Here is a 26,067-nt window from a genome sequence, read left to right on the forward strand (position 1 = left end):
ATATTCATGCTGCCAGCGCCTCCTGTTCGCGCGCGATGCGCACCACGCTGAATGTCTGTTGATCGCAATCGATCGACAGGCGCCGGCCCTGCGAGCCGCCCACGTCCTGGAAGCTCACCTGCAGACCGCGCAGCGACAAATGCGAACGGGCCGCTTCGATATTGCGGGTGCCGACCGCGCCGCCCACCGGGCGCAGGTTCAGCATGCGCGCGCCGCCGGCGATGACGACGTCGACTTCGTCGTACTGCTCGCGCCGCACGCCCATCATCGCCAGCAGGCGCGGCACGGCGGCGCTCACGTAACGGGCCGAGCCCTCGCCGGCTTCCACGCCATCGGGCAGGAAGCAGTGCGCCAGGCCGCAGCGGCCCTGCTTGCGCCAGATCATGCCGATCCCGACGCAGGAGCCGAGCAGCGCGGTCAGGACCTGGTGGCCGTGGCCGATCTGCATCTGGCCGGACAGTACATGCGACATCTGGCTCAGGCTTTGCATACTCATGATGGTTCTCCGCCGATACGATAGACATGGGCCTGCTCGAACGCGAACGCGGTCTGCAGGCGGGTGATGGATTCCTGTTCGCCCAGGACCAGGCGGGCACTTGGTCCCATCGCGGCCCGGGCGCCGGCCAGCACCTGCTGCTGGTGCTCGGCGTCGAAATAGATCAGCACATTGCGCAGCATGACGAGGTCGAACGCGGCGCCCTGTGGCGGGCGGCCCAGCAGGTTGTGCTGGTCGAAGCGCACGTGCTGCGCGACGGCTGGATCGACTTGCACGCCGTCGCCATGCGCGACCAGGTACTTGCGAAACAGGGCCGGACGATCGGCCTCGAAGCGTGCCACGCTGCGGCCGCGGTAGGCGCCGGCGCGCGCCGTGGCCAGCGCTGCATGCGAGATGTCGGTGCCGAGGATCTCGAAACGCAGGCCGGGTGCGTGCGCCTGGAATTCGAGGCAGCTCATGGCCAGCGAATAGGCCTCTTCACCGGTGGCGGCAGCGGCCGACCAGATGCGCAGCGGCGCAGCGCGGCCCTGCGCCGCGAACGCCGGCAGGAAGGTCTCCGACAGCCAGGCCCAGACGGCCGGCGTGCGGAAGAACACCGTGTCGTTGGTGGTGACCGAGTCGATGAACGACGTGACCTCGGTGCGGTCGCTGGCCAGGCGCTCGATATAGCCGGCCCACGAGGCGATGCCCAGCGCGCGCAGGCGCGGGAGCAGGCGCCCCTGCAGCAGCACGCGCTTGTGCTCGTTCATCGCGATGCCCGTGTGCTGGCGCACCAGGGCGATCAGGGCGGAAAAATGGTCGTCGCGCAGTTCCATGGCCGTTTCCTCGTGCTTCAGACCACGAAGCGGGCGACAGTGTTGTTCAGATGGGTCGCGTGCTCGTTCAGGCCCTCGGTCGAACGGGCGATGCTGTCGCACGAACCGGCCGACCGCTCGGTTTCCTGGGCGATGTAGAGGATCGCGGCCGAGACTTCCTTGGCCGTGAGCGACTGCTCGCTGGCGCTGTCGGAGATCTCGGCGATCGCCAGCGAGGTCTTGCCGACGCCACTGGTGATGCGGTCGAACGCTTCGCTGGCCTGGCGCGAGATTTCGCTGCCCTGCGCCACGCGGCGCACCGATTCATTGATCAGCTTCGAGATTTCCTTGGTCGCCTGCGACGAGCGCTCTGCCAGCTTGCGCACTTCGTCGGCCACGACCGAGAAGCCCAGGCCGTGCTCACCGGCGCGCGCCGCTTCGATGGCCGCATTGAAGGCGAGCATATTGGTCTGCCCGGCGATCTCGCCGATGACCTTGACAATCTCGCCAATGTCTTCGGACGACTGGTTGATCATCGCCATCGCTTCGATCGAGCGGGCAATCGCCTTGGCGCCGATTTCCGCTTCGTCGCGGGTCGACTGGGCCAGGCTGTTGGCTTCCTGCGTGCTACGGGCAATCGTGTTGATCGAGGCGGTCAGGCCGTCCACCGAGGCGTTCATCTGCTCGACCGTCGCGCCCAGCGCCTGGGCACTGGCGGCCACCGTGTTGGAGCGGTCGGCAATCGTGCGCGACGAGACATTGAGCTTGCCGGCGGCCGAGACGGCGTCGCCGATCACGCCGCGCAGGTCGCCGATCATCTTCATCACGCCACGGCCCAGTTCGTCGAGGGGCTCGGCGCCACTGGTGTCGATCGTGCCGGTCAGGTCGCCGGCCGAGGCGCGCGCCACCTGTTCCAGCAGCAGACCGACCTTGCGGCGCTCGTCTTCGGCGCGCTGGACGGCAGCTTCTTCGAGCATCACCTGGGCGGTGATGTCGGTGGCGAACTTGACGACTTTGACCGGCTTGCCGTTGGCGTCGAAGATCGGGTTGTAGGTCGCCTGGATCCACACGGTCTTGCCGTTGTTGCCGTGGCGCTTGTAGCGGCCGGCGTCGAATTCGCCGCGGTTGAGCTTGCCCCAGAAGCGGCGATAGGCCGCGCTCGACGCATATTCGTCGTCGCAGAACACGCGGTGGTGTTCGCCGCGCACGTCTTCCAGCGCGTAGTCGAGCAGGTCGAGGAAGTTGGCATTGGCGTCGAGCAGCACGCCGCTCATGTCGAATTCGACCACGGCCTGTGCGCGGCCGATGGCCGACACGAGGCCGGTCGTCTCGGCGGCGCGCACTTTCTCGGCCGTGATGTCGGTGGCGAACTTGATGATCTTGGCGACGCGCCCCGAGCTGTCCTTGACCGGATTGTAGGACGCGTTGATCCAGAATTCGCGCCCGCCCTTGGCGATGCGCTTGTATTCGGCGCGGTCCGACTTGCCGGCGCCCAGGTCTTGCCAGAAACGGGCATAGGCCGGCGAATCGATCAGCTCGCGCTCGCAGAACATCGAGTGATGGCGCCCTGCCAGCTCGGCGTCCGTGTAACCCGTCACGCTCAGGAAGTTGTCGTTGGCGCGCAGGATGTTGCCATTCAAATCGAATTCGACGATGGCCTGGGCGCCGTCGAGCGCCGAGTAGATCGCACGCAGGTCTTGCAGTGCGTCAGGCGATTCCAGATAGATCGTTTCCATAAATTCAGTGAGATAGGTGAATAAGGGCGCTGCGGGCGACGACGCAACGGGTGCATGTCTGCATCATCCGTCATTTCGCACAAACAGTAAATCCAGCAAAGTCAGAGTATTGATTCTGCCTGATTTATTGTTGCCTTAAAACAACAACTTTCCCTGTTACAGGTGAGAAGCCCCATTTTTTAGACGAGCAGACGCCTTAAGCCCGTGTTCTACATGTTCCCTCTGAGCAACCAAATAAGTCAAAACGAAATATTTTTCTTGAGAAATTCAGTAAAGACGATAAAATTCCCCACATCAACAATCCAGTAAAAACGAAACCATGACCACTTCCAACCCTCTCCGTTTGACTGAAACGCATCCCCTGTCCATGCGCATCGTGATGATCCTGCTGTTCTGGATCACGGTGCTGGCCGGTACGAAGGTGTTTGCTGCCGATACGCAGGCAGTCGATGTACGTCTGCAAGCCTTCCAGGTCGTCACCCAGGACAAGGGCGGCGAAAAGCTGGTGCCTGCCATTGAGGCCAATCCTGGCGACACGATCGAATACCAGGTCACCTACCAGAACCACGGCAAGTCGACCGCAAAGGGGGTGGCGGCAACGCTGCCGGTACCGGACGGCGCGATGGTCTACCTCGACGGCAGCGCCGCCCCGAAAGCGGTCCAGGCCAGTCTCGATGGCAAGCAGTTCAGTCCCCTGCCCCTGACCCGCGAAGTGATGCGCAACGGTCGCCGCACCGTCGAGCCGGTCCCGCCCGAGCAATACCGCTTCCTGCGCTGGGAGCTGGGCGATCTCGCGCCCGGCAAGGCCGCAACCGTGACTTCGCGCATGCGTGTCGCCGTCCCGCCGTCGGCCAGGCTCGCGCGCTCCTGACCCGTTGATTTCCTGACGTTTCGGCGTCGCTCTGCAACACTGTGCAAATAGTTGTCTTTTTATTAACAAAAAACCCAGATCACCCTGTTCGATTCTGACTCACGCAAGTCCCATTACAAGGAAGCAGCCATGAAAACCCATCTCAAGCTCGTCGCCGCAGCAGCGCTGCTGGCAACCGCCAACGGCGCCTACGCCGCCACTGCGGCCGGCACCCAGATCACCAACCAGGCCACCGCCACCTATAACGATTCCACCGGCACCAAGACGGTCCAGTCGAACACCGTGATCACGACCGTGCAGCAGGTCGCCAGCCTGACGATGCCGGCCGGTACCGCCAAGAGCGCCGGCGCCGGCACCTCGGTCACCTACGCCCACAGCGTGACCAACACCGGTAACGGCAGCGATACCTTCGCCCTGTCGCAAACCAACACCGGCACGCTGAACATGACCGGCGTCGTGTTCTATGCCGACGCCAATGGTGACGGCGTGGCCGACAATGCGATCCCGATCACGAGCACCGGCCCGCTGGCTGCCGGCGCCACCTTCCGCTTCGTGGCCGTCGCCGCGCTGCCGGCCGGCGCCGCCAACGGCACCACCAACGTGCTGACCGTCCGTGCCACCAGCGGCTTCAACGGCGCGGTCACCGCCGCCAGCATCGACACCACCACCGTCTCGGCCGGCGCCGTGATCGACATCACCGCCAACTCGGCCGGCGCCGGTGCACCGGGCGCAGGCCCGGGCGTCGAAGCCGCTGCCGTGGAAACCAAGACCACGACCGCAGGCACGATGACCTCGTTCGTCCTGTTCCTGAACAACACCGGTGGCAGCCCCGACACCTTCAATCTGCAGGCGAGCACCGACGGCACGTTCGGCACGCAAGTCCTGCCAACGGGCTGGACCGTGGTGTTCAAGGACGCCAACGGCGCGGTCATCACCAACGCCACCGTTGCCGCCGGCGCCAATGTGCGCGTGACCGCCGAAGTGACGCCGCCAGCCGGCACCGCACCAGGCACGACCGACCTGTACTTCCGCGCCATCTCGGGCACCACCGGCGTGGCCGACCGCATCCACGAAGCCGTCACGGTCGCCGCTGCCGATTCGCTCGTCGAACTGGTCAAGACCCAGGCGCTGGACGCCAACTGCGACGGCACCGCCGATACCGCCTTCAGCAATGCACCGATCACGTCTGGCGCCGTGCCGGGTGCCTGCATCCGCTACCAGATCGTCGGCACCAACAAGGGCGTGACCGTCATCAACTCGATGGTCATGACCGACACGATCCCGGCCAACACGACCTACCACGCCGGCGCCCCGGCCAACACGCTGCTGGGTTCGATCCTGGCGCCGGCCGCCGGCCTGGTCGGCAGCGTTTCGGCGACTGTCGGCAATCTGGCCCCGGGCCAGTCGAACACGATGGCCTTCGGCGTGAAGATCGACTAAGTACACCAACGTACACCATTGCCACACCAACGCAGCGCCGCTCCGGCGGCGCTGCCTTCGAATTCCCAGACTCCCGCGCGCGCCATGACGACCTTCCTCCGACACCTCGTATTTCTCTGCATGAGCTTTGTCCTGTGGTTGTCCTGCGACGCGGGCGCCGCCATCAACAACCGTGCCAGCGCGACCTTCGTCGGCGCGGCCGGCACCAGCATCACCATCGAATCGAATACCGTGCGCGCCGTGCGCCCCGATTCGATCACGTATTTCACCTCGGCCGCCTACAGCCGCGTGGCGCGTGCGACCGAGCTCAACGGCAACCTGTTCCTCCAGGTCGATGCCGCCGAGTGCAACACCGACAAAAATGTTGCCGAGCAGGTCAGCGTGACACTGGTCTCCACGCTGACTGGCGACCGGCAAGCGTTCCCGGCGCGCGAGACGGGCGCCGACACCGGCGAATACCGCTTCAGCGCCGTCGCCGCGAGCCACAACGACGACGACGACCACGAGGACGACGCTAACGACGGCATCATCGAAGTCATGAAGAACGACACCCTGCTCGCCACCGTCGAAGGCTGCGGCAGCGGCATGATCCAGACCGCGATCCTGGTCGACCCGATCGGCATCGTCTACGACAGCCGCAGCAACCTGCCGCTACCAGGTGCGACCGTGACCCTGATCGACATCAGCGGCGCCGGCAACGGCGGCGCGCCAGGTGCACCGGCCCGCGTATTCGGCGTGGATGGCGTCACGCCGGCGCCCAGCACCGTCATCACCGATGGCGGCGGCATGTACCAGTTTCCACTGGTGGCACCGAGCCTGTACCGCCTGCAGGTGACCCCGCCGTCGAACTACGGCTTCCCGTCGAAACGCGCCATCGGCGAACTGCCCGCGGGCCGCACGACCAACCTGTATGGTTCGTTCGGCGGCGAGTTCATCGTCAGCGAAACCTCGGGCGTGGTCACGATCGACGTGCCGCTCGACCCGATCCCGGGCGTGCTGTACGTGGAAAAGAACGCGTCGCGCGCCATCGTCGAAGTGGGCGACGTGCTCGATTACACGGTGCGCGTCCACAACACCGCCGAACAGGCGCTGGTGGATGTCGTGGTCGAAGACCGCCTGCCGGCCGGCTTTTCTTTCGTGCCAGGCACGCTGCGCATCGATGGCGCGCTCGTGACCGACCGGTTCGAGAACCGCGGCCCGACGCTGCGCATTCCCCTCGATACGCTGGCCGCGAAATCGAACCGCGTGCTGCGCTACCGCGTGCGCATCGGCGGCGGCGCGCTGCAGGGCGACGGCATCAACCGCGCCCAGGCCACCAGCGGCGCCCCGCTGGCCCTGGTCTCGTCGGTGGCCGCGGCCAAAGTCAAGGTCGAAGCCGGCATCTTCAGCAGCAAGGGCTTCATCCTGGGCGACGTGTTCGCCGACTGCAATGTCAATGGCCAGCGCGACCTGGGCGAGCCGGGCATTCCCGACGTGCGCATCTACCTGGAAGACGGCAGCTTCTCGCAGACCGATGCCGACGGCCGCTACAGCTTCGCCGACGTTACCCCGCGCACCCACGTGGCGAAAGTCGACCTGAGCACGATGCTGGCCGGTCAGCTGGCCGTGCTGTCGAACCGCAATGCGGGCGACGCCGGCAGCCGCTTCGTCGACCTGAAGGACGGCGAACTGGCGCGCGCCGATTTCGCGCTGAGCGGCTGCAATCCCGACGTGCTCGAGGCGATCAAGGCCCGGGCCGCCCGCCTGCGCGCCGTGCTGGCCTCGGCCGCCGTGCTGACCGCCCCAGGCCCGGCCGCAGCAAAAGCCGCGCCCGAGCTGGACCTGGCCACCGTGACCAACCGCCTGGGCTTCGTCGGCCTGACCGACGGCGCGATCCTGCCGCACGCCCAGCCGACCATCCGCGTCAAGGGCGGCGCCGGTTCGAGCTTCACGCTGCTGGTCGATGGCGTGGCCGTGGACGACAGCCATATCGGCAAGCAGGACACGGTGGCGGCGCAGGCGCTCGAGCTGCGCGACTATGTCGGCGTGACCCTGAAGCCCGGCCACAACCTGATCGAAGTGCGCGAAACCGACAGCTTCGGCAACCCGCGCGGCAGCAGCGTCGTCGACGTGGTCGTGCCGGGCGCCCTGGCGCGCCTGTCGGTCGCCCCGCTCGCCGAATCGGCGCCGGCCGACGGCCGCTCGCTGGCGATGGTCGCCGTGCGCCTCGAAGACGCCCATGGCGTGCTGATCGCCGAACGCACCCCGGTCACGCTGGACGCCAGCGCCGGCCAGTGGGACCAGCCCGACCTCGATCCACGCGAGCCAGGCCACCAGGTCTTCGTCGAAGGCGGCAGCGCCGAATTCGCCCTGCGCACGGCGCCGGACGCCGGCGAAGCCCGCCTGCAAGCCACCAGTGGCCTGCTGCGCGCGAAGAACACGCTGCGCTTTTTGCCAGCCCTGCGCCCGATGGTGGCGGCCGGCGTCGTCGAAGGCGCCTTCAGCCTGAACCGCAGCCGCGGCAATACCGCGACGCCGCTGCGCGATTTCGATGGCTTCGAAGACCGCCTGCGCCATGTGGCCGGGGGCGAGACCGTCAATGCCGGCGCCCGCGCCGCGATGTTCGCCAAGGGCCAGATCGGCGCCGATACGCTGCTGACCATGTCGTATGACTCGGACAAGGACACCGAACCGAAGATGTTCCGCGACATCAACCCGTTTGCGTTCTACCCGACCTACGGCGACGACGCGCGCCGCGGCTTCGAGGCGCAATCGGCCGGCCGCCTGTACGTCAAGGCCGAGCGCAACCGCTCGTACGTGATGTTCGGCGACTTCGTGCCGCCGGGCGTCACCGCGGCGCGCAACCTGGGCGCCTACAACCGCAACCTGACGGGCCTGCGCCAGCACGCCGAACTGGATGGCCTGACAGTCGACTCGTTCCTCAGCTACGACAGCACCCGTCAGATGGTCGAAGAATTTGCCGCCAACGGCACCTCGGGCCCGTTCCTCACCGGCGGCGGCCTGATGGTCATCAACAGCGAGCGCATCGAAATCATCGTGCGTGACCGCGACCAGACCGGCGTGATCCTGTCGCGCCGCGCCCTGGTGCGCTACGTCGACTACGACATCGATCCGCTCAGTGGCCGTATCCTGCTGCGCGCCCCGGTGCCGAGCCTGGACGAGAACCTGAACCCGGTCAGCCTGCGTCTGGCATACGAAGTCGACCAGAACGGTGCGCGCTTCCTGGTCGGCGGAGTCGCTGCCCAGTACCAGATCGGCAGCCACGTCGAGGTCGGCGCCAGCGCCGTCGAAGACCGCAATCCGGCCGCCCCGACCCGCCTGGTGAGCGTCAACGCCAGCGTCAAGCCGGACGAAAAAACTGTCGTCATCGTCGAAGCGGCGCAGATGGAAAAAGCCGGCCTGTCGGGCCGCGCCGCACGCTTTGAGGCCAACCGCACCGACGGCAAGCTCGAGAGCCGTCTGTTCCTGGGCCGCGCCGACGCCAATTTCGACAATCCATCGGCCAATCTGCCGAAAGGCCGTACCGAAGGCGGCGCCAATGTGCGCTACCGCTTCACCGAGCGCACCAGCGTCGGCCTGGAAGGCCTGCACACGGCCGACCTGACCACCGACGCCACCCGCAACGGCGTGCAGCTCTTCGCCGGCTACGCGTTCGAAAATGGCCTGCAAGCCGAAGTGGGCATGCGCCATTCACGTGAAGAAGGCGGCGCCGGGGTCATCGTGGCCCAGCCCGACCTGACCAGCGTGCGCGCCAAACTGGGCATGCAGATCCCTGGCCTGCCGCAGGCCGGCGTGTTCGTCGAAGGCGAACAGGATATCCACGACAATGGCCGCCGCATGGTGGCACTGGGCGGCGACTACCGTTTTGCCGGCGGCAGCCGCGTGTACGGCCGCCATGAACTGATCAGCAGCCTGGGGTCAACCTATGCGCTGAATCAGGGCCAGCAGCGCCACGCCACCGTGTTCGGCGTCGACACCGACTACATGCACGACGGCCGCGTGTTCTCGGAATACCGCGCCGGCGGCACCTCGCCAGCGGGCACCGTGACCGGCGAGCGCCAGGCCGAAGCAGCCCTGGGCTTGCGCAATCTGTGGACGCTGGGCGACGGCGTGCGCGCCAACACCAGCTTCGAACGCGTCAAGGTGCTCTCGGGCGCCAACAACAACGAAGCGATCGCGCTGACCGGCGCCATCGAAGTGAGCCGCCATCCGACCTGGACCGGTAACGCCCGTCTCGAACTGCGCCACGGCGCCGACAGCGACGGCCTGCTCTCGACGCTGGGCCTGGCCTACAAGATCGACGACAGCTGGACCTTCCTGGGCAAGAATACGCTGGCCGCGACCCGCTCGAATGCCAGCAAGACGATGCGCGTGACCGAGCTGCTGCAAAGCGGCGTGGCCTACCGCGCGCTGCAGTCGATCGGCCTGAACGGCCTGGCCAAGTACGAGTACAAGCTCGAACGCGACGACGGCCTGGCTGACCTCAAGCGCGCCGTGCACGCCGTCTCGGTCGGCGCCAACTGGCAGCTACGCACTGACACCACGGTCAGCGCCCGCTACGCCGCCAAGATGGCAATGGACCAGTCGAGCGGCTTGTCGAACCGCACGGTCAGCCACCTGGTGGCCGGCCGCGTGACCCACGAGATCAATGCCGACTGGGACATCGGCGCCACCGCGCAGATGCTGATGGACCGCGACACGCGCGGCCGCCAGTACGCCGCCGGCATCGAGGCGGGCTACCAGCTGCAACGCAATATGTGGGTCTCGGCCGGCTACAACCTGCTCGGCTTCAAGGAACGCGACCTGGCCGGCGCCGACGCCACTGCCAAGGGCGTGTACTTCCGGGTACGCATGAAGTTCGACGAGAACACGCTGCAAGGCCTGCTCTCGGGCGACCTGCTCAAGTAATCAAGGATACCGACATGACTTTCGCACTGCTCCCGTCCCGCCTGCGCCACGCCTGGCTGAGCGTCTTCGTTGCCCTCGCCTGCCTGCTCGGCACGCTGCCCGCCAAGGCCGACTGCACGGTAACCGGCGCCTGCATCACCGCCGGCCCGCGCCTGGCCAGCGTCGACACCGGCAAGAGCGCCCTGCTCGGCCCGCTACTGGGCGGCATGCTCGGCACCGGTACATCACTCAATGCGGTGGACTGGAACGCACTGGCCGGCGGCAACCTGAACCTGCTCAATTTCCTGAACGTGCTCAAGACCGACCTGGGCGTATCGACCCCGGCGCAGGCTTTGAGCGCCAACGTCACGCTGGTGCAGATCGCCAACGCGCTGGCAGTCGAGGCGCAGGCCGAGGCCAAGCCGCAGCTGGCCGGTGCGTTGTCCGGCCTGGCCTCGCAACTCAATGGCGTGGGCGGCACCGTGCGCCTGGGCGACCTGCTCAAGGTCACGGCGGACACCGGGTCGCTCGGCACCAGCACGATCAATGCGCTGGACATGTTCACTGGACTGGTCCAGCTGTACAACCGCCGCAACGTGCTGACCACGCCGCAGCCGGTCGGGATTTCGGGTGGTCTCTTGGGCGCGACTGGCGTGGTCAACAACCTGCAACTGTATGCGCAGGTGATCGAGCCGCCGGTGTACGTGTGCGGGCCGACCGGTTCGACCTTCCATTCGGCCGCGATCCGCCTCAAGCTCAAGATGGACCTGGTGTCACTGACGCCGGCCACCGATTCGCTGCTCGGTACGGGACTGCTGCAAAGCGCGTCGGTCGGCATCGGCAAGCTGGACGTGTATGTGGAAGTCGCGCGCGGCCAGGGCAGCCTTTCCGCCGTGAGTGCCGCGACCAAGGCCGTCACGCTGCAGGTGGCGCCGGGCGTGTCGGACATTTTCATCGGCAAGATCGACGACAGCGTGTTCTTCAACCGCAGCCGCGCGATTCTCGACTCGGACGTCGACTTCGGCACGATCGGATCGCTGCGGGCCGCCGCGCTGGGGCTGCTGCCGGTCGATATTGCGCTCGACATCAAGAGCATCGTGCGTGGCCAGGCGCCGTTCTCGACGAGCGTGACGATGTCGGGCACGTTCCCGCAGACGCGCACCGTGACCTCGAGCACGACCTTCATCACGAATGCGGCCAACAGCCTGGCGACGAACCTGCAGATTCGCAGCATGCCGACCCTGGGGCTGTTGCAGGGCGCGGTCGAACCGCTCGTCAAGACGCTGGTCAAGAACGTGGTCAGCCCGCTGATCGCGCCGGTGCTCACGGGCGTGGCCGATCCGCTGCTCAAGCTGCTCGGCATCGGCCTGGGCGAAATCGTGGTGACAGTCGAAGGCATTTGCCAGACCTGCGACGACTTCAAGCTGACCAAGGCAGTGGACAAGGCCAACGCCACGCCGGGCAGCACGATCCTGTACACGATCACGTTCGAAAACAGCGGCACCACCACGCTGACGCAGTTGAAGATCGAAGACACCACGCCGGCCTTCACGACCTATGCCGACAGCAGCTGCGGCACCCTGCCCTCGGGCCTGGCCTGCGCGGTGGCCGCCAAACCCGACGTGGGCGCCAATGGCAAGATCGAATGGGGCATCACCGGCACGCTGGCGCCGGGGGCCAGTGGCACCGTGACAGTGACGGTAAAAGTACAATAATGCACCGCTGTTCATGACCGCAAGTTACAATATAGAAACGAGTTATCACGTTTCACTATCGTAATTTGTGATAATTTGATAGATTGTTGACTTGCCTATGTGTATTCGTTACGCATCCAGGTGGCTGGATCCCGCAATTTCCGATGCGCTGTCGCCCTTGCGACACGCAACGGAGTGGATCGTCGGCCCCCCGGTCGGGAGGCTTTTAACCACCTGCACAATTCTATTTCATGATATCGCACAGCAGCCCAGCGTCGGCGCCGACCGACCCCGCTTCCGCAGAAGTCTGCTCGACCAAGGAGGCGGCGAGCCTGCTTGGCGTGTCGCACCGGACCGTGCAACTCTGGGTCGAAAGCGGCGTGCTGCAAGCCTGGAAAACCGCCGGTGGCCACCGCCGTATCCTGCTCACCTCGGTACACCGCCTGGTTGCGCAACGCAATCATGCAGTAACCGGCGGTCAACCTCCACCGGCGTCCCCTGCCCGGTCAGCGCCTGCCGGCCGGCGCATCGTGATGGCCGACGACGACGCAACGCTGCTGCGCCTGTACGAGCTGGAAATGTCGGGCTGGGGCCTCGACGCCCAGCTGATCAAGGCGCGCGACGGCTTCGATGCGCTGATCCGGATCGGCGAAGCGCGGCCCGACCTGTTGATCAGCGACTTGAACATGCCGGGCATGGATGGTTTCCGCATGGTTCGTACACTGCGCGCCGACCCGCGCTATGGCAATATGGCAATCATCGTCATCAGCGGCCTCGACCCTGCAACCATCAGGTCGATGGGCCTGCCCGATGACATCCCGGTATTTGCCAAGCCGGTGCGCTTCCCTGAACTGCGCGCCCGGATCGAACGCATCTTCAGTGACATCGACGGGGCGGCTGCGCGCGCCTGACAGGATCAACATCATGCATTCCGAGCCGGACCGACACCCCCTTGTTGCCCCGACTTTGCCTGCCCCGCAATCCATCCCCCAGTCCGACCAGGCCCGCGTGCGCGCGCTGCACGAACTCGCCCTGCTCGACACCCCGCCCGAAGAACGGTTCGACCGCATCACGCGCCTGGCCTGCCGCCTGCTCGGCGTGCCCATTTCGCTGATCGCGCTGGTCGACGCCGACCGCCAGTGGTTCAAGTCGCGCGTAGGGATCGACCTGCACGAGACCACGCGTGTGACCTCGTTCTGCACCCACACCATCGAGCACGAAAATGGCCTGGTGATCGACGACGCGCGCCTCGATCCCCGCTTTGCCCATAACCCGTTCGTCACCGGTGCGCCGGACGTGCGCTTCTATGCCGGCATTCCGCTGGCCGCGCCGGACGGCAGCCGGGTTGGCGCGCTGTGCGTGATCGACCGCGAGGTACGCCATTTCGATGACGAGCAGATGGCCACGCTGCGCGACCTGGCCGCCATCGCCGGCGACGAATTGCGTGCGCGGCCGGCAGGTCGCCCTGCGCCCGAAGGCTGGGAAAAGGCGCTGGTCGCCCACCTGCCCGACGGCATCCTGATGCTCAATGCGCAAGGCAATATCGTGGCTGCGAACCCGGCAGCCGAGAAGCTGTTCGGCGCGACCGGCCCGCTGCTGGCCGGCCGCCCGCTGCGCGAACTGATGGACGAAGACCTGCTGCGCCTGCGCCGCTCGGGTCACCTGCGCGAAGGCGCGCGCTACGAGGCGCTGGCGCGGCGTCTGGACGGCAGCCGCTTCCCGGTCGAGTTTTCGTATTGCCGCATGATGTGGGCGGCGCGCCCGAAGTTTGCCGTGACGGTGCGCGACATTTCGCAGCGGCGCGCTACTGAAGAACGCAACCGCGCCATCGATGAACGGCGCCGTCGCCACTTTGCCACCGCAACCCACGAACTGCGCACGCCGATGTCGAGCGTGCTGGGTTTTTCGGAACTACTGCTCAAGCGCGACTTTGACCCGGTCGTCAGCCGCGAGCTGGTGGAAATCATCCACCGCGAATCCGGCCGCCTGGTCGGCCTGGTCAACCAGATGCTCGACCTGGCGCGGATCGAAGCGGGCGGGCGGGACGAACTGAAGATCGACGCTGTCCCCGTGGACGATCTGGTGAGCCGGACGCTGGCATCCCTCGAGGGCCTCGGCCAGGCACACCGCGTCAGCACCGACATCGCGCCCGGCCTGCCGCCACTGGCGGCCGATGCCCAGAAGATGCAGCAGGCGCTGACCAATATCGTCAGCAACAGCATCAAGTATTCAGCCCCCGGCACGCCGATTTCGCTGCGCGCCGCGCCCGAACAGTGGGGCGAACGGCCGATGGTGGCAATCCGCGTGCGCGACCGCGGTATCGGCATGACGCCCCAGCAGCAGGCCCAGGTCTTCGACGCTTTCTATCGCGTGGACAGCGATTCGTCAGCGCCAGGCAGCGGCCTGGGGTTGACGATCCTGAAGGAGATCGTCGATCTGCACGGCGGGCGCATTGCGCTTGAATCCGAGGCCGGCGTCGGCACTGAAGTCACCCTCTATCTGCCGGTGGCCAATACCGGTGACGGGCCAGCATCGGCCGGTCGGTAAGGCTGGTGTTGCAAGTGCCCATCAGTGACGACGAGACCGTCCGGTTTGCCTTGACAGCCCAATTCGAACCGGTAAAATCAGCAAATATGAAAATTGCCGACCGTCAAGAAAATACTGAGCCCGCCTGTGACCGGTCGGCCTTCTGCACCACCCGGCTAGCGGCCGAGCGGATCGGCGTCTCGCACCGCACGGTGCAGATGTGGGTCGAGAACGGCGCGCTGCAGGCATGGAAGACGGCGGGCGGCCATCGCCGCATCACCAATGCCTCGGTCGAGCGCCTGCTCGACGGGCGTCGCGCCGTTCTTGCTCCACCGCCCGCCATGGCGAGCAGTGCCCGCCCGATCCTGCCGCTGGGCCCCGCGCGCACGGTACTGATTGTCGACGACGACGCGACCCTGCTGCGCCTGTACGAACTGGAAATCGAAACCTGGGGCATGGATCTCGCCGTGCGCAAGGCGAGCAACGGCTTCGAAGCCATGATGTGCATCGGCCAGGCGCGCCCCGATATCCTGGTAAGCGACCTGCGCATGCCGGGCATGGACGGCTTCGGCATGATCCGCAGCCTGCGCGGCAATCCGGCCACCGCGTCGATGCCGATGGTGGTCATCAGCGGCATGGACAAACCGACCGTGCTGGCGATGGGCCTGCCCGACGATGTACCTTACCTGACCAAGCCGGCGCCGCTCGCGGCCCTGCGCGCCGCAGTGACATCGGCGCTGCCACCGGCGCCCTGAGACCGATCCCGCAGGACCCCATAATGAACGAGACGCCGACAAACCTCCACCCCACTCCTGGTTCTGCCCCCCTGCCGCCGGATGAAGCGCGGCGCCACGCGGTGCTGCTCGACCTGAATCTGCTCGACACGCCGCCACAAGCGTCGTTCGACCGCATCACGCGCATGGCCACGCACCTGTTCAAGGTGCCGATCGCGCTCGTGAGCCTGGTCGACACCGACCGCCAGTGGTTCAAGTCGCGCGTGGGCGTGGCGCTGACCGAGACGCCGCGCTCGGTGTCCTTCTGCGCGCACGCCATCCTGCAGGACGACGTGATGGTGGTGCGCGACGCCCGCGCCGACGCGCGCTTTGCCAACAACCCGCTGGTGCGCGGCGAGACGGCGGCGCGCTTCTACGCCGGTTCGCCGATCGACGTCGGGGACGGCATGCGGATCGGCACGCTGTGCATCATCGACAGCGTACCCCGCGAATTTTCCGACGCCGACCGCGCCATGCTGCGCGACCTGGCGGGCATGGTGGCGGGCGAAATCGCCACCATCGAGCTGCGCGCCGCCTGCGAGCGTGAGCGCAGCAGCGCGCGCACACTGCGCACGCTGCTCGAACACCTGCCCGACGCCGTGCTGCTGCTCGACGCCGTGGGCCGTATCCTGTCGTGCAATCCGGCAGCCGAGGCGTTGTTCGGCTCGCCCTGCACCGTCCTGACTGGCCAGTCGTCGGCCCTGCTGATCGGCATGGCGCCGCAGGTCGTCTCGCACCACGAGGGCACTGCCCGCCGCGTCGATGGCAGCAGCTTTGCGGCCGAAATCTCGATTGCCGAAATGACGCTCGACGGGCATGTGCACCTGGTGGCCACCGTGCGCGACATGGACGGCCTGCGCGCGGAGCGCGAACGGGTGCGCGCCGCCAACCAGCGGCGTCACGACTACTTCCGCACCGCCAGCCACGAATTGCGCACGCCGATGGCCAGCATCCTCGGGTTTTCGGAGCTGCTCCTCAAGCGCGAGTTCGATCCGGCCACCGGGCGCGAGCTGATCGACATCATCCACCGCCAGGCCACGCGCCTGATCGGCCTGGTGAACCAGATGCTCGACCTGGCGCGCATCGATGCGGGCGGCGCGGCGCAGTTGCAGCCAACCTTGCTCGACCTGGCCGACATGATGGCCAGGATCCAGGGCGCGCTGGCCAACGACGCGCACGCCGCACGGATCGCGCTGGCCGTGGCGCCCGGCCTGCAGCCCGTGACGGCCGACGCCGCGCGCGTGCAGCAGGCGCTGGGCAATATCGTGAACAATGCGCTGGCCTACTCGGCGCCGGACAGCATTGTCGATATCAGCATCTCGCAGCAGGAACGCGCCGGGCAAGCCGGCGCCGCAGTGCGGGTGCGCGACCAGGGCGTGGGCATGACGCCGGAGCAGCGCAAGCAGGTGTATGACGCCTTCTGGCGCGCCAACGCCCTGCCCGACGTGCCTGGCAACGGCCTGGGCATGACCATCGTGCGCGAGATCGTGACCGCGCACGGCGGCGTGATCGAGATCGTGTCGGCGCCGGGGGATGGGACTGAGGTTGCGTTGTGGTTGCCGGCACGCGCTGGTGTTGGGGATGCAGCAGCAGTCTGATGCACCCGATTCTGGTGGGCGATGGCCAGGCCGGCCTGCGATGGCTGATTGACCTCAGTCTTGTCGCAGTGCGCGGTCGGCTGTCGCCAAGCCTTTGCGGCGCCTCGCCCATATCCATGCGCAGATACCGAATACCCCAGCCGTGAAACCGGCGCCACCAGCGATTGCAACGGTCAGTGGTTTAAGGGGAATGTCTTCTCCCAGCAGCGCGTAAAGCGTAAATACGTGGCGACGGAGAGCGCAGCCAGGATGATCCCCATTGTGCTCGCCCGCCTTCCCAGGTAACGCCACCGCGGTGTGCATCGCGCCCAGATGACTCCCGCTGCTACCAACGGACTGATGACAGCGCAAAGCATGAATAGCAGAACGAGTAAAAAGGAAAAAGCAAGTCAGTGTCTCTTGGTTGCTGATTCAAGCGCTGAACGTCCTATCTTGCCTGATCCGGTTCTTCGTTGAAGCACCATCAAGTTAGTACGTGCCTACCTATCAAGAGCCAATCGGACGATAGATAACGTTTTCGAGTTGTTCGTCTGCGTATGCATCAGCGTTCGTAACGTGACCATCATAAGGCCCAACTTTGCATACTGATTTCCCAGCCTTGAAGACGATTTGGAGACCATGTTCTGGCTCCCAATCGCAGTTGCACTCGATGGACACGTATATTCCCTTGTCCCCATATGGTCGGCGCCCCACGAATGCCTCTTCTCCCACTTGTACGTGATCCCAGACCTCACTCGGTGTGTTGATGCCGACGTATCCTTCGTCCGAGGGAGCCAGGTATCCGTTTATATCCCGATAATAGTTGAACACGTGAGGCTCAGCCGCTATTAGTACATCCTCGCCTATGGATAAGAACGCGCTGATCGCCAAATGAAAATCTTGTTGGTTCCCATCCTCTTCGTAACCCTCCAGCACCATACGAATTTTCTTGTTCCCGAAAACGTTGAGAGGCATAGGCATGCTGTAAAGCCAGCCGAAACGCACATCTTTTGTTACCGGACCAACTAAGGGTATCTGCATAGCTTCCTCATGCTTCGCTTCATGATTATTGAGTTATTGGTCGATCTGGATAGTCTGCTTTTTGCCGAAAACGCAAGTTGCCAGAGCATGTCCGCGCTGGCGTCTTGTGTCAAACTTTCCTGTTCTGTGTCGACTTTATTGTTTTGTGTCCGACGTTATTGTTCGTCCACAGCTGCGCAGACCTTCAAAGCTCGGCCCTGTTCAACGCTGACAGCGCCAACATTAACGATATTTAACGAATTAACCACCCCCGTTTAAGCCTGCGCCGGGCATAGTCGAAGGTAGGGAACAATACGCTCTCCACCTTGCAAACGGATCCGACACCCATGCCCTTGATGACCCTTCCGCGCCGCCCGGCGCTGGCGACCGCCATAACGGCCGCCGCGCTGCTCTCCGCCTGCGGCAAAGACCCCAAGCCTGCCCCGCCTGCGGTGCCCGAAGTCGCCATACTGACCATGGCCACCACGAACGTCGCGCTGAACATCGCCCTGCCCGGCCGCACGGCGCCGTTCCTGCTGGCCGAGGTCCGGGCCCGGGTCGACGGGATCGTGCAGGAGCGCCGCTTTACCGAAGGCGCCGACGTGCGCAAGGGCGAGCCGCTGTACCTGATCGATCCGGCGCCGTACCGCGCCGCCGTCAAGAGCGCCGAAGCCGAGCTGCAACGGGCGCAGGCGACGCTGGCCAGCAATGTGTCGCAACTGAATCGCAACCGCGTACTGGTGAAGGAAAATGCGGTCAGTAAGCAGGAATTCGAAACCGCCGAAGCAGCGCAACTCGAAGCGGCGGCCGATGTCGCCGCCGCCAAGGCCGCCCTCGAGGTGGCCCGCATCAACCTTGGCTACACCACCGTGACCGCACCGATCGCGGGCCGCAGCAGTGTGTCGGCCGTGACCCAGGGCGCGTATGTGCAAGGCAGCGCCGCCACCCTGATGACGACGATCCAGCAGATCGATCCGATGTACGTCGACCTGCAGCAATCGAGCAGCGAAGGCCTGGCGCTGCGGCGCGAGATCGCCGCCGGCCGCGTGCGCATGGAAGGCACCGACGCCGCCAAAGTCAGCTTGCAACTGGAAGACGGCAGCACCTACAGCCGCAGCGGCACGCTCGCGTTTTCCGGCGTGACGGTCGACCAGGCCACCGGCTCGGTCACGCTGCGCGCGCGCTTCCCGAACCCCGACAAGCTGCTGTTGCCCGGCATGTTCGTGCGCGCGAGCGTCAGCCAGGGTGTGCGTCAGGGCGTCATGCGCGTGCCTGCGACCGCCGTGACGCGCACGCCGCAGGGCACGGCCACCGTGATGGTCGTCGGCCAGGACAACAAGGTCGCACTGCGCACCGTGCGCACCGGCGCGCTGGTCGATGGTTTCTGGCTCGTCGACGACGGCCTGAAGGCCGGCGAGCGCGTGATCGTCAGCGGCGTGCAGAAGCTGCGGCCCGGCACCGTCGTCAAGGTCGCCGCAGCGCCGGCTGCGGCAGCACCGGCGGCGCCTACAGCAGCACCAGCAGCCACGGCGCCTGCCGCGGCCACCGCCGCGCGTCAGGAATAATCCAAGATGCCAAAGTACTTCATCAACCGTCCGATCTTCGCGATCGTCATCTCGCTGCTGATCATGCTGGTCGGCGGCATCGCGCTGCTCAAGATGCCGATCGAGCAGTATCCGCCCGTCTCGCCGCCATCGGTGCAGATCCAGGCGACCTTCCCCGGCGCGTCGGCCGAGACCATGCAGAACACCGTGATCCAGGTGATCGAGCAGCAGATGACGGCGATCGACAACCTGCTGTACATGCAGTCAACCAGCGATGACACGGGCCAGTCGACGACGTCGCTGACGTTCGCCGCTGGCACCGATCCCGACATCGCTCAGGTCCAGGTGCAGAACAAGCTGCAGGCGGCGGTCCCGCGCCTGCCGAGCGAGGTCCAGCAATCGGGCCTGCGCGTGACCAAGTCGACGTCCGACTTCCTGATGGTGGCGGCGTTCGTTTCCGACGACGACAGCATGACGAAGTTCGACATCGCCAACTACGTCGCCTCGAACATCCAGGACCCGCTCTCGCGCATGCCGGGCGTGGGCAGCATGAACCTGTTCGGCACCCAGTACGCGATGCGTATCTGGCTCGACCCGGTCAAGCTGACGAGTTTTGCTCTGACGCCGCTCGACGTGACGGACGCGATCCGCGCGCAGAACGTGCAGATCTCGGGCGGCCAGCTGGGGGGCACACCGGCGGTCCAGGGCCAGACCCTGAGCGCCACGATCAACCAGGCGACGATGCTGCGCACGCCCGAGGAATTCAAGCGCATCCTGGTCAAGGTCCAGCCGGATGGCTCGTCCGTGCGCATCGGCGACGTCGCGCGCGTGGCGCTGGGACCCGAAAACTACAACGTCGACGTGCGCTACAACGGCAAGTCGGCGTCGGGCCTGGGTATCCAGCTCGCGCCGAACGCCAATGCACTCGACACTGCAGAAGCCGTACGTGCGCGCTTAAAAGAGCTGGGCGAATTCTTCCCGCCGGGCCTGCGCACCGTGTACCCGAACGACGTCACGCCCTTTATCGAAACGTCGATCAAGGGCGTGACCCACACGCTGATCGAGGGCATCGTGCTGGTGTTCCTGGTGATGTACCTGTTCCTGCAAAACTTCCGCGCCACCCTGATCCCGTCGATCACGGTGCCGGTGGTGTTGCTGGGCACGTTCGGCATCATGTCCGCGCTGGGCTTTACCATCAATACGCTGTCGATGTTCGGCCTCGTGCTGTCCATTGGCCTCTTGGTCGACGATGCGATCGTGGTGGTGGAGAACGTCGAGCGCGTGATGCACGAAGATGGCTTGGCGCCGAAAGAAGCGACGATCAAGGCCATGAGCCAGATCACCAGCGCGCTGATCGGCGTGGCCCTCGTGCTGTCGGCCGTGTTCGTGCCCGTGGCCTTCTCGAGCGGCACAGTGGGCGCGATCTACCGCGAATTCTCGCTGACGGTCGTGGCCTCGATGCTGCTGTCGGCGTTCATTGCGCTGACGCTCACGCCGGCGCTGTGCGCCACGATGCTCAAGCCGGTCGACCCGGACCACCATGAAAAGAAGGGCTTCTTCGGCTGGTTCAACCGCTCGTTCGATGCAACCCGCGACCGCTACCTGGGCGGCGTGACCCGCATCCTGGGCCGCCGCGCACTGTGGATGGTGGTGTACCTGGTGCTGGTCGGCGCCGTGATCGCCCTCTTCCTGCGCCTGCCAGGCGGCTTCCTGCCGAAGGAAGACCAGGGTTATATGTTCGTCCAGGTGCAAACGCCGGCCGGCAGCACGCAGGAAACGACGGGCCGCGTGCTGGAAGAAATCAGCCAGTACCTGCTGAAAGAAGAATCGGCAGTGGTGGAAGCCACCTTCATGACCAATGGCGCGAGCCAGCCGCAGCGCGGCCAGAACCAGGGCCGCCTGTTCGTGCGCCTGAAGACCTGGGACGAGCGCAAGGACGAAGCGCTGGGTGTGTCGGCGCTGGCCAACCGCATCGCAGCGCGCTACGCCAACTACCAGGGCGCGACCATCAACACGGTCGAACCGCCATCGATCCGCGGCCTGGGCTCGGCCAACGGCTTCTCGCTGCAGCTGCAGGATCGCGGTGGCCTGGGGCACGACGCACTGGCCAAGGCACGCGACCAGTTGCTCGAGCTGGCGCGCAAGGAACCGAACCTGCAGCGCGTGCGCTTCACGGGCCAGGCCGACAACGCCACCTACAAGATCGACATCGACCGCGAAAAAGCCGCCGCGCTGGGCGTGAACCTGACCGAAGTCGACCAGACCTTCTCGACGGCCTGGGGCTCGCGCTACATCAACAACTTCCTCGACACGGACAACCGCATCAAGCGCGTGTACGTGCAGGCCGACGCCCAGTTCCGCATGAACCCGGACGACATCAAGCTGCTGTATGCGCGCAACGGCGCCGGCGAGATGGTGCCGTTTTCGAGCTTCGCCAGTGCGCGCTGGGCCTGGGGTTCGCCAGCGATGGCGCGCTACAACGGCATCGAGTCGGCCGAAATCCTGGGTCAGCCGGCGCCGGGCTTCAGCTCCGGCGAGGCGATGGCGATCATGGAACGCCTGGTGGGCGAACTCCCGGAAGGAATCGGCTTCGAATGGAGCGGCATCTCGCTGCAGGAGTCGCAGGCCGGCTCGCAGGCGCCGCTTTTGTACGCGCTATCGATCCTGGTCGTGTTCCTGTGCCTGGCCGCGCTGTATGAAAGCTGGGCGATCCCGATCTCGGTCATCATGGTGGTGCCGGTCGGTATCCTGGGTGCGTTGAGCGCAGCGACAGCCTTCGGCATGGAGAACGACGTGTTCTTCCAGGTGGGCCTGTTGACCACCATCGGCCTGTCGGCCAAGAACGCGATCCTGATCGTCGAATTCGCACGCGAACTGCAGATGCAGGGGATGGGCATTGTCGAAGCGGCGCTCGAATCGGCCAAGGTGCGACTGCGCCCGATCATCATGACGTCGATGGCCTTCATCCTGGGCGTGCTGCCGCTGGCCTTGTCGAGCGGCGCCGGTTCGGGCAGCCAGAACGCACTGGGCATCGGCGTCATCGGCGGCATGCTGACGGCGACGTTCCTGGCCACGTTCCTGATCCCGCTGTTCTACGTGATCGTCGCGTCGCGGGCCAAGACGCCGACGCATATCGATGACACGCCGGCCGGCGGCGAGGCGGCCGCGGAAACGTCTGAACCGCAGCCGCAAGCGCATTGAGGTCGCCGTGAAACTGCTCCTCATCGAAGACAACGAGCGCGTCGCGCGCTTCGTCACCAAAGGCCTGAGCGAAGCCGGGCACACGGTCGACCATGCCGACAATGGCCGCGATGGCATGGTCTACGCCGTCACCGAGCCCTATGACGCCATCGTCATGGACCGCATGCTGCCCGGCGGGATCGACGGCCTGGCACTCATCGAGACGCTGCGCCAGCAGGGCAACCGGGTGCCGATCCTGATACTGAGCGCCCTCGATGGCGTGGACGATCGCATCCGCGGTCTGCGCGCGGGTGGCGACGACTATCTGACCAAGCCGTTCGCATTCGGCGAACTGCTTGCGCGCCTGGATGCGCTGCTGCGCCGCTCGCAAAGCCAGGCCGTCGAAACCGTCATGACGCTGGGCGACCTGAGTGTCGACATGCTGGCGCACCGCGTCACGCGCGCCGGCAAGCAACTGGCGCTACAACCACGCGAATTCAAGCTGCTGACTTATTTGCTGCGCCATGCGAACCAGGTCGTCACGCGCACGATGCTGCTCGAGAACGTGTGGGAATACCACTTCGACCCGCAGACCAATGTCATCGATGTCCACATCAGCAAGCTGCGGCAAAAGATCGACGCCGGCTTCCCTGTGGCCTTGCTGCGCACGGTGCGTAATGCCGGCTACATGCTGACCGACCAGCCTTGAGCGAGACGCACACGATGCTCAGGCTCCCCAGCTTTTCCGCGCGCACGATCGCTATCGGTTATGGCCTTGTGACGCTGCTGGTACTGGCGATGTTCGCCGGGCCGCTGTGGTACGCGTGGCATACCAATATCGGCGAGGTGCGCAGCCAGTTGCTCAAATCCGACGCACAGCACCTGAGCAACCTGTTCATCCGCCAGGGCCCGCCCGCGCTGGCCGCCGCGATCGACAGCCAGGTCCACGGCGTGAACGACGGCGTGCGCAAGATCATGCTGTTCGTCGCGCCCGACGGCGCCAAGCTGGCGGGTAATCTGCAGGCGTGGCCCGAGGGCGTGCCCGACCGCGATGGCCTGTGCCGGGTAACGATCGTGGTCGACGACGTGCCGCGCAACGTGGAACTGGTGCGGGTGACGCTGGAAGACGGCTACCGGTTGCTCGTGGCCAGTAACCTCAATCGCTTCCAGAAGCTCGAACGTCTGTTCACATATGGCTTGCTGGGCTGCGCGATCACGGTGCTGCTCAGCGCCGCGCTGGGCGGCTTGATGATTCGCCGCGCGCTGCTGGGCCGCATGCAGGGCATCAGCGACACCACTGCGTCGATCATCGAGGGCAAGCTGTCGCACCGCCTGGTCGAACCGGGCGATGGCGACGAACTGCAGCAACTGACGCGCACCGTGAACCGCATGCTCGACCAGATCGAGCATCTGGTGACCGGCGTGCAGGATGTCTCGAACGCGATTGCGCACGACCTGCGCACGCCGCTGTCCGAGCTGCGCGCGCGGCTCGAAGAATTGTCGGTCGCGCGGCCAGCGCCGGACGAAACCTTCGTCGAAATCGACGCCGCGATCGATGACGTCGACCGCGTGATGGGCATCTTCAATGCCTTGCTGCGACTGGCCGAAATCGACAGCGGCAGCCGGCGCGCCGGTTTTGTCGATGTCGACCTGGCGGCGCTGGGCGCCGAAGTGACCGAGTTCTACGCGCCGGTCGCCGAACTGAAGGACATCGCGCTGGGCTTTGACGGCCCGGACAACCTGCACGTGGTGGGCGACCCCGTGCTGCTGGCGCAGGCGCTGGGCAATATGGTCGACAATGCACTGAAGTATGCGCCGGTGCGCGGCGCGATCGCGATCTCCGCGCAGCGCATCGATGCCGACACCGTGCAGATCGTCGTGGCCGACAATGGTCCCGGCATCCCCGTGCACGAACGCACGCGCGTCATCGAGCGCTTCTACCGGGTCGACGCGAGCCGCGGCACGCCCGGCGTGGGTCTGGGCCTGAGCGTGGTCTCGGCAGTGGCGCGGCTGCATGGCGGCACGCTGACGCTGGACGACAACCATCCGGGATTGCGGGCCACGCTGCGTATCGGCGCCATGACGCCGTCGACGTCGGCGTCGGCGTCGAATTAAGCTTCCGCTTGGGTTTCCAGCACCTGCCCTGCCGGCTGCATTTGCGCTACAGTGTGGCCTTTATTGGCGCCCCACTCTGTCGGGCCGCATTTACGGGAGAGCCCCATGCCTGAACCAGTTCCACCCAACGGCGACCTGACAAGACGCGCCGACGACCACTTCCTGCGCCACCTCGGCATCACCCTGGAGGTGCTGGCGGCGCCGGTAGATTCCGCCAATCCGACAGGCCTGCCGGCCCGTGCAACGAGCGTCTACCGCGCCATCATCGAAGCGCGCCAGGGCGACGAAGATATCCAGCCGCGCGGGGTCTGGCAGCGGCAACCAAAGCGCTCGGACTGGCCGCACGTCAGCAACCTGGCTGCCGGCGCCTTGCGCACCCAGGGCAAGGACCTGCAACTGGCCGCGTGGCTGTGCGAGTCCCAGGTCCACGAACATGGCATAAGCGCGCTGGCTCCCTGCCTGCTGCTGACGCACACGCTGTGCGAGCGTTACCCGACCGCCCTGCATCCGCAACTGGAACACGACGACACCGAAGCCCGCGCAAACATCCTGCGCTGGCTGGACCAGAAGCTGGCCCCGACGCTGCGCCAGTCGCCGCTATTCACAACGGACGACGGTCGCGCCACGACGTGGGCCGACTGCGAACAAACCGCGCACGAGCGTGATGCCGACGCCACGACCCGCAGTACGCTGGCAGCCATGCCACCAGCAATCCTGACCGGGCACATCACCGCACTGGAAGACGCGCACGCCACGATCGCCCAACTCCAAAACACCGTCAACACCCCGCAAACCACCACCGCACCGTGCCTGACGGCCCTGGCCGACCAGGTTCACGCCATCCTCTCAGCACTCCACAACGAACGCACGGCACGAGTCCCAGCACCAGCGCCAGTAGCCGTGCCAACCGAAGCGCCGGCAGAACCGTCCGAAACACCAGCCACCGCGCCCGCGACAAACACCGCCGAGCCCCACCACTTCCGCGACCGCGCCGACGCCTACGCCTGCCTGGCCGCCGCCGCCACCTACCTCGCCCACCTCGAGCCGCACAGCCCCACGCCCTACCTGATCAAGCGCGCCGTCGAATGGGGCAATATGAACACCGGCGCCCTCTACCAGGAACTCTTCATCCGCCTGGGCGGCCAACTGAGCATTTTCGACATGGTCGGCACCGACATGCTCCCCACCCCGCAAAAACCCACCCCACCCCAATAACCCCAAATAAAAATTAGGGTCAGAGTCGAATTGTTTGCCAACTTCAATAAATCAATTGTTTATTAATTCGACTCTGACCCTGATTGTTCAGGATGATTTGCAGGAGTCTATGGATGCTCTTGTGACATTAAATGCGCGAGAGGATTTACCTAGTACGAGGTAGCGCTAACAACAGTACAAAACAATTAGGGTCAGAGTC

At 65.6% G+C, this 26,067-nt stretch carries 17 protein-coding genes; 13 read left to right on the top strand and 4 right to left on the bottom strand.

Annotated elements, in window-relative coordinates:
- Positions 1 to 4: 4 nt before the first annotated feature.
- The 3 genes from ACZ0AJ_RS10880 to ACZ0AJ_RS10890 are packed head-to-tail and all read right to left on the bottom strand — an operon-like array spanning position 5 to position 3,026.
- On the bottom strand, positions 5 to 496 hold the full coding sequence (locus ACZ0AJ_RS10880) for a chemotaxis protein CheD (protein WP_183553253.1): 492 nt from the start codon (positions 494 to 496) through the stop codon (positions 5 to 7).
- A complete protein-coding gene (locus tag ACZ0AJ_RS10885) occupies positions 493 to 1,311 on the bottom strand; it encodes a CheR family methyltransferase (RefSeq protein ID WP_499454464.1) in 819 nt (272 codons plus the stop codon). The genes ACZ0AJ_RS10880 and ACZ0AJ_RS10885 overlap by 4 nt, the downstream gene beginning before the upstream one ends.
- A 17-nt stretch (positions 1,312 to 1,328) precedes the next feature.
- Entirely contained in the window at positions 1,329 to 3,026 is a 1,698-nt protein-coding gene (locus tag ACZ0AJ_RS10890; protein WP_499454465.1) for a methyl-accepting chemotaxis protein, read from the bottom strand.
- 319 nt (positions 3,027 to 3,345) lie between these two features.
- On the opposite strand from ACZ0AJ_RS10890, the gene ACZ0AJ_RS10895 reads away from it, so the two are divergent.
- The 8 genes from ACZ0AJ_RS10895 (at position 3,346) to ACZ0AJ_RS10930 (ending at position 16,815) form a co-directional block, all read left to right on the top strand.
- Entirely contained in the window at positions 3,346 to 3,897 is a 552-nt protein-coding gene (locus tag ACZ0AJ_RS10895) for a hypothetical protein (protein WP_499454803.1), read from the top strand.
- Positions 3,898 to 4,026: 129 nt separating this feature from the next.
- Positions 4,027 to 5,337 (top strand): NEW3 domain-containing protein, encoded by a 1,311-nt coding sequence (locus tag ACZ0AJ_RS10900; RefSeq protein ID WP_499454468.1) that lies wholly within the window; start codon positions 4,027 to 4,029, stop codon positions 5,335 to 5,337.
- Positions 5,338 to 5,421: 84 nt separating this feature from the next.
- The gene (locus ACZ0AJ_RS10905; RefSeq protein ID WP_499454804.1) at positions 5,422 to 10,245 is read left to right on the top strand and encodes a hypothetical protein; all 4,824 of its coding nucleotides are present in this window, start codon (positions 5,422 to 5,424) and stop codon (positions 10,243 to 10,245) included.
- Between the two features lie 14 nt (positions 10,246 to 10,259).
- The gene (locus ACZ0AJ_RS10910) at positions 10,260 to 11,939 is read left to right on the top strand and encodes a hypothetical protein (protein ID WP_499454471.1); all 1,680 of its coding nucleotides are present in this window, start codon (positions 10,260 to 10,262) and stop codon (positions 11,937 to 11,939) included.
- A gap of 230 nt (positions 11,940 to 12,169) precedes the next feature.
- On the top strand, positions 12,170 to 12,829 hold the full coding sequence (locus tag ACZ0AJ_RS10915; protein WP_499454472.1) for a response regulator: 660 nt from the start codon (positions 12,170 to 12,172) through the stop codon (positions 12,827 to 12,829).
- A 13-nt stretch (positions 12,830 to 12,842) separates the two neighbouring features.
- Positions 12,843 to 14,465: a sensor histidine kinase gene (locus ACZ0AJ_RS10920; protein WP_499454474.1), complete on the top strand. Its 1,623-nt coding sequence runs from the start codon at positions 12,843 to 12,845 to the stop codon at positions 14,463 to 14,465.
- Between the two features lie 86 nt (positions 14,466 to 14,551).
- A complete protein-coding gene (locus ACZ0AJ_RS10925) occupies positions 14,552 to 15,199 on the top strand; it encodes a response regulator (RefSeq protein ID WP_499454476.1) in 648 nt (215 codons plus the stop codon).
- Positions 15,200 to 15,222: 23 nt separating this feature from the next.
- Positions 15,223 to 16,815 (top strand): sensor histidine kinase, encoded by a 1,593-nt coding sequence (locus ACZ0AJ_RS10930; RefSeq protein WP_499454478.1) that lies wholly within the window; start codon positions 15,223 to 15,225, stop codon positions 16,813 to 16,815.
- Positions 16,816 to 17,301: 486 nt separating this feature from the next.
- Here the strand turns inward: ACZ0AJ_RS10930 and ACZ0AJ_RS10935 are convergent, their stop codons facing one another.
- Positions 17,302 to 17,835, bottom strand: coding sequence for a DUF6985 domain-containing protein (locus ACZ0AJ_RS10935; RefSeq protein ID WP_499454479.1), 534 nt, complete (start codon positions 17,833 to 17,835; stop codon positions 17,302 to 17,304).
- A 326-nt stretch (positions 17,836 to 18,161) separates the two neighbouring features.
- On the opposite strand from ACZ0AJ_RS10935, the gene ACZ0AJ_RS10940 reads away from it, so the two are divergent.
- From ACZ0AJ_RS10940 to tssA, 5 genes are all read left to right on the top strand, one after another.
- Positions 18,162 to 19,379, top strand: a complete 1,218-nt coding sequence (locus ACZ0AJ_RS10940; protein ID WP_499454481.1) for an efflux RND transporter periplasmic adaptor subunit — start codon at positions 18,162 to 18,164, stop codon at positions 19,377 to 19,379.
- Positions 19,380 to 19,385: 6 nt separating this feature from the next.
- The gene (locus tag ACZ0AJ_RS10945; protein ID WP_499454807.1) at positions 19,386 to 22,559 is read left to right on the top strand and encodes an efflux RND transporter permease subunit; all 3,174 of its coding nucleotides are present in this window, start codon (positions 19,386 to 19,388) and stop codon (positions 22,557 to 22,559) included.
- A gap of 7 nt (positions 22,560 to 22,566) precedes the next feature.
- The gene (locus ACZ0AJ_RS10950; RefSeq protein WP_499454483.1) at positions 22,567 to 23,247 is read left to right on the top strand and encodes a winged helix-turn-helix domain-containing protein; all 681 of its coding nucleotides are present in this window, start codon (positions 22,567 to 22,569) and stop codon (positions 23,245 to 23,247) included.
- A complete protein-coding gene (locus ACZ0AJ_RS10955) occupies positions 23,244 to 24,653 on the top strand; it encodes a sensor histidine kinase (protein ID WP_499454809.1) in 1,410 nt (469 codons plus the stop codon). The genes ACZ0AJ_RS10950 and ACZ0AJ_RS10955 overlap by 4 nt, the downstream gene beginning before the upstream one ends.
- A 105-nt stretch (positions 24,654 to 24,758) precedes the next feature.
- Positions 24,759 to 25,868, top strand: coding sequence for a type VI secretion system protein TssA (gene tssA / locus ACZ0AJ_RS10960; protein ID WP_499454486.1), 1,110 nt, complete (start codon positions 24,759 to 24,761; stop codon positions 25,866 to 25,868).
- Positions 25,869 to 26,067 lie beyond the last annotated feature (199 nt).

The organism is Telluria sp. AC161 (assembly GCF_979258535.1).

Coding starts and splice junctions, on each gene's coding strand:
- ACZ0AJ_RS10880 (WP_183553253.1), bottom strand. CDS start 496: ATGAGTATGCAAAGCCTGAGCCAGATGTCGCATGTACTGTCCGGCCAG.
- ACZ0AJ_RS10885 (WP_499454464.1), bottom strand. CDS start 1,311: ATGGAACTGCGCGACGACCATTTTTCCGCCCTGATCGCCCTGGTGCGC.
- ACZ0AJ_RS10890 (WP_499454465.1), bottom strand. CDS start 3,026: ATGGAAACGATCTATCTGGAATCGCCTGACGCACTGCAAGACCTGCGT.
- ACZ0AJ_RS10895 (WP_499454803.1), top strand. CDS start 3,346: ATGACCACTTCCAACCCTCTCCGTTTGACTGAAACGCATCCCCTGTCC.
- ACZ0AJ_RS10900 (WP_499454468.1), top strand. CDS start 4,027: ATGAAAACCCATCTCAAGCTCGTCGCCGCAGCAGCGCTGCTGGCAACC.
- ACZ0AJ_RS10905 (WP_499454804.1), top strand. CDS start 5,422: ATGACGACCTTCCTCCGACACCTCGTATTTCTCTGCATGAGCTTTGTC.
- ACZ0AJ_RS10910 (WP_499454471.1), top strand. CDS start 10,260: ATGACTTTCGCACTGCTCCCGTCCCGCCTGCGCCACGCCTGGCTGAGC.
- ACZ0AJ_RS10915 (WP_499454472.1), top strand. CDS start 12,170: ATGATATCGCACAGCAGCCCAGCGTCGGCGCCGACCGACCCCGCTTCC.
- ACZ0AJ_RS10920 (WP_499454474.1), top strand. CDS start 12,843: ATGCATTCCGAGCCGGACCGACACCCCCTTGTTGCCCCGACTTTGCCT.
- ACZ0AJ_RS10925 (WP_499454476.1), top strand. CDS start 14,552: ATGAAAATTGCCGACCGTCAAGAAAATACTGAGCCCGCCTGTGACCGG.
- ACZ0AJ_RS10930 (WP_499454478.1), top strand. CDS start 15,223: ATGAACGAGACGCCGACAAACCTCCACCCCACTCCTGGTTCTGCCCCC.
- ACZ0AJ_RS10935 (WP_499454479.1), bottom strand. CDS start 17,835: ATGCAGATACCCTTAGTTGGTCCGGTAACAAAAGATGTGCGTTTCGGC.
- ACZ0AJ_RS10940 (WP_499454481.1), top strand. CDS start 18,162: ATGCCCTTGATGACCCTTCCGCGCCGCCCGGCGCTGGCGACCGCCATA.
- ACZ0AJ_RS10945 (WP_499454807.1), top strand. CDS start 19,386: ATGCCAAAGTACTTCATCAACCGTCCGATCTTCGCGATCGTCATCTCG.
- tssA (WP_499454486.1), top strand. CDS start 24,759: ATGCCTGAACCAGTTCCACCCAACGGCGACCTGACAAGACGCGCCGAC.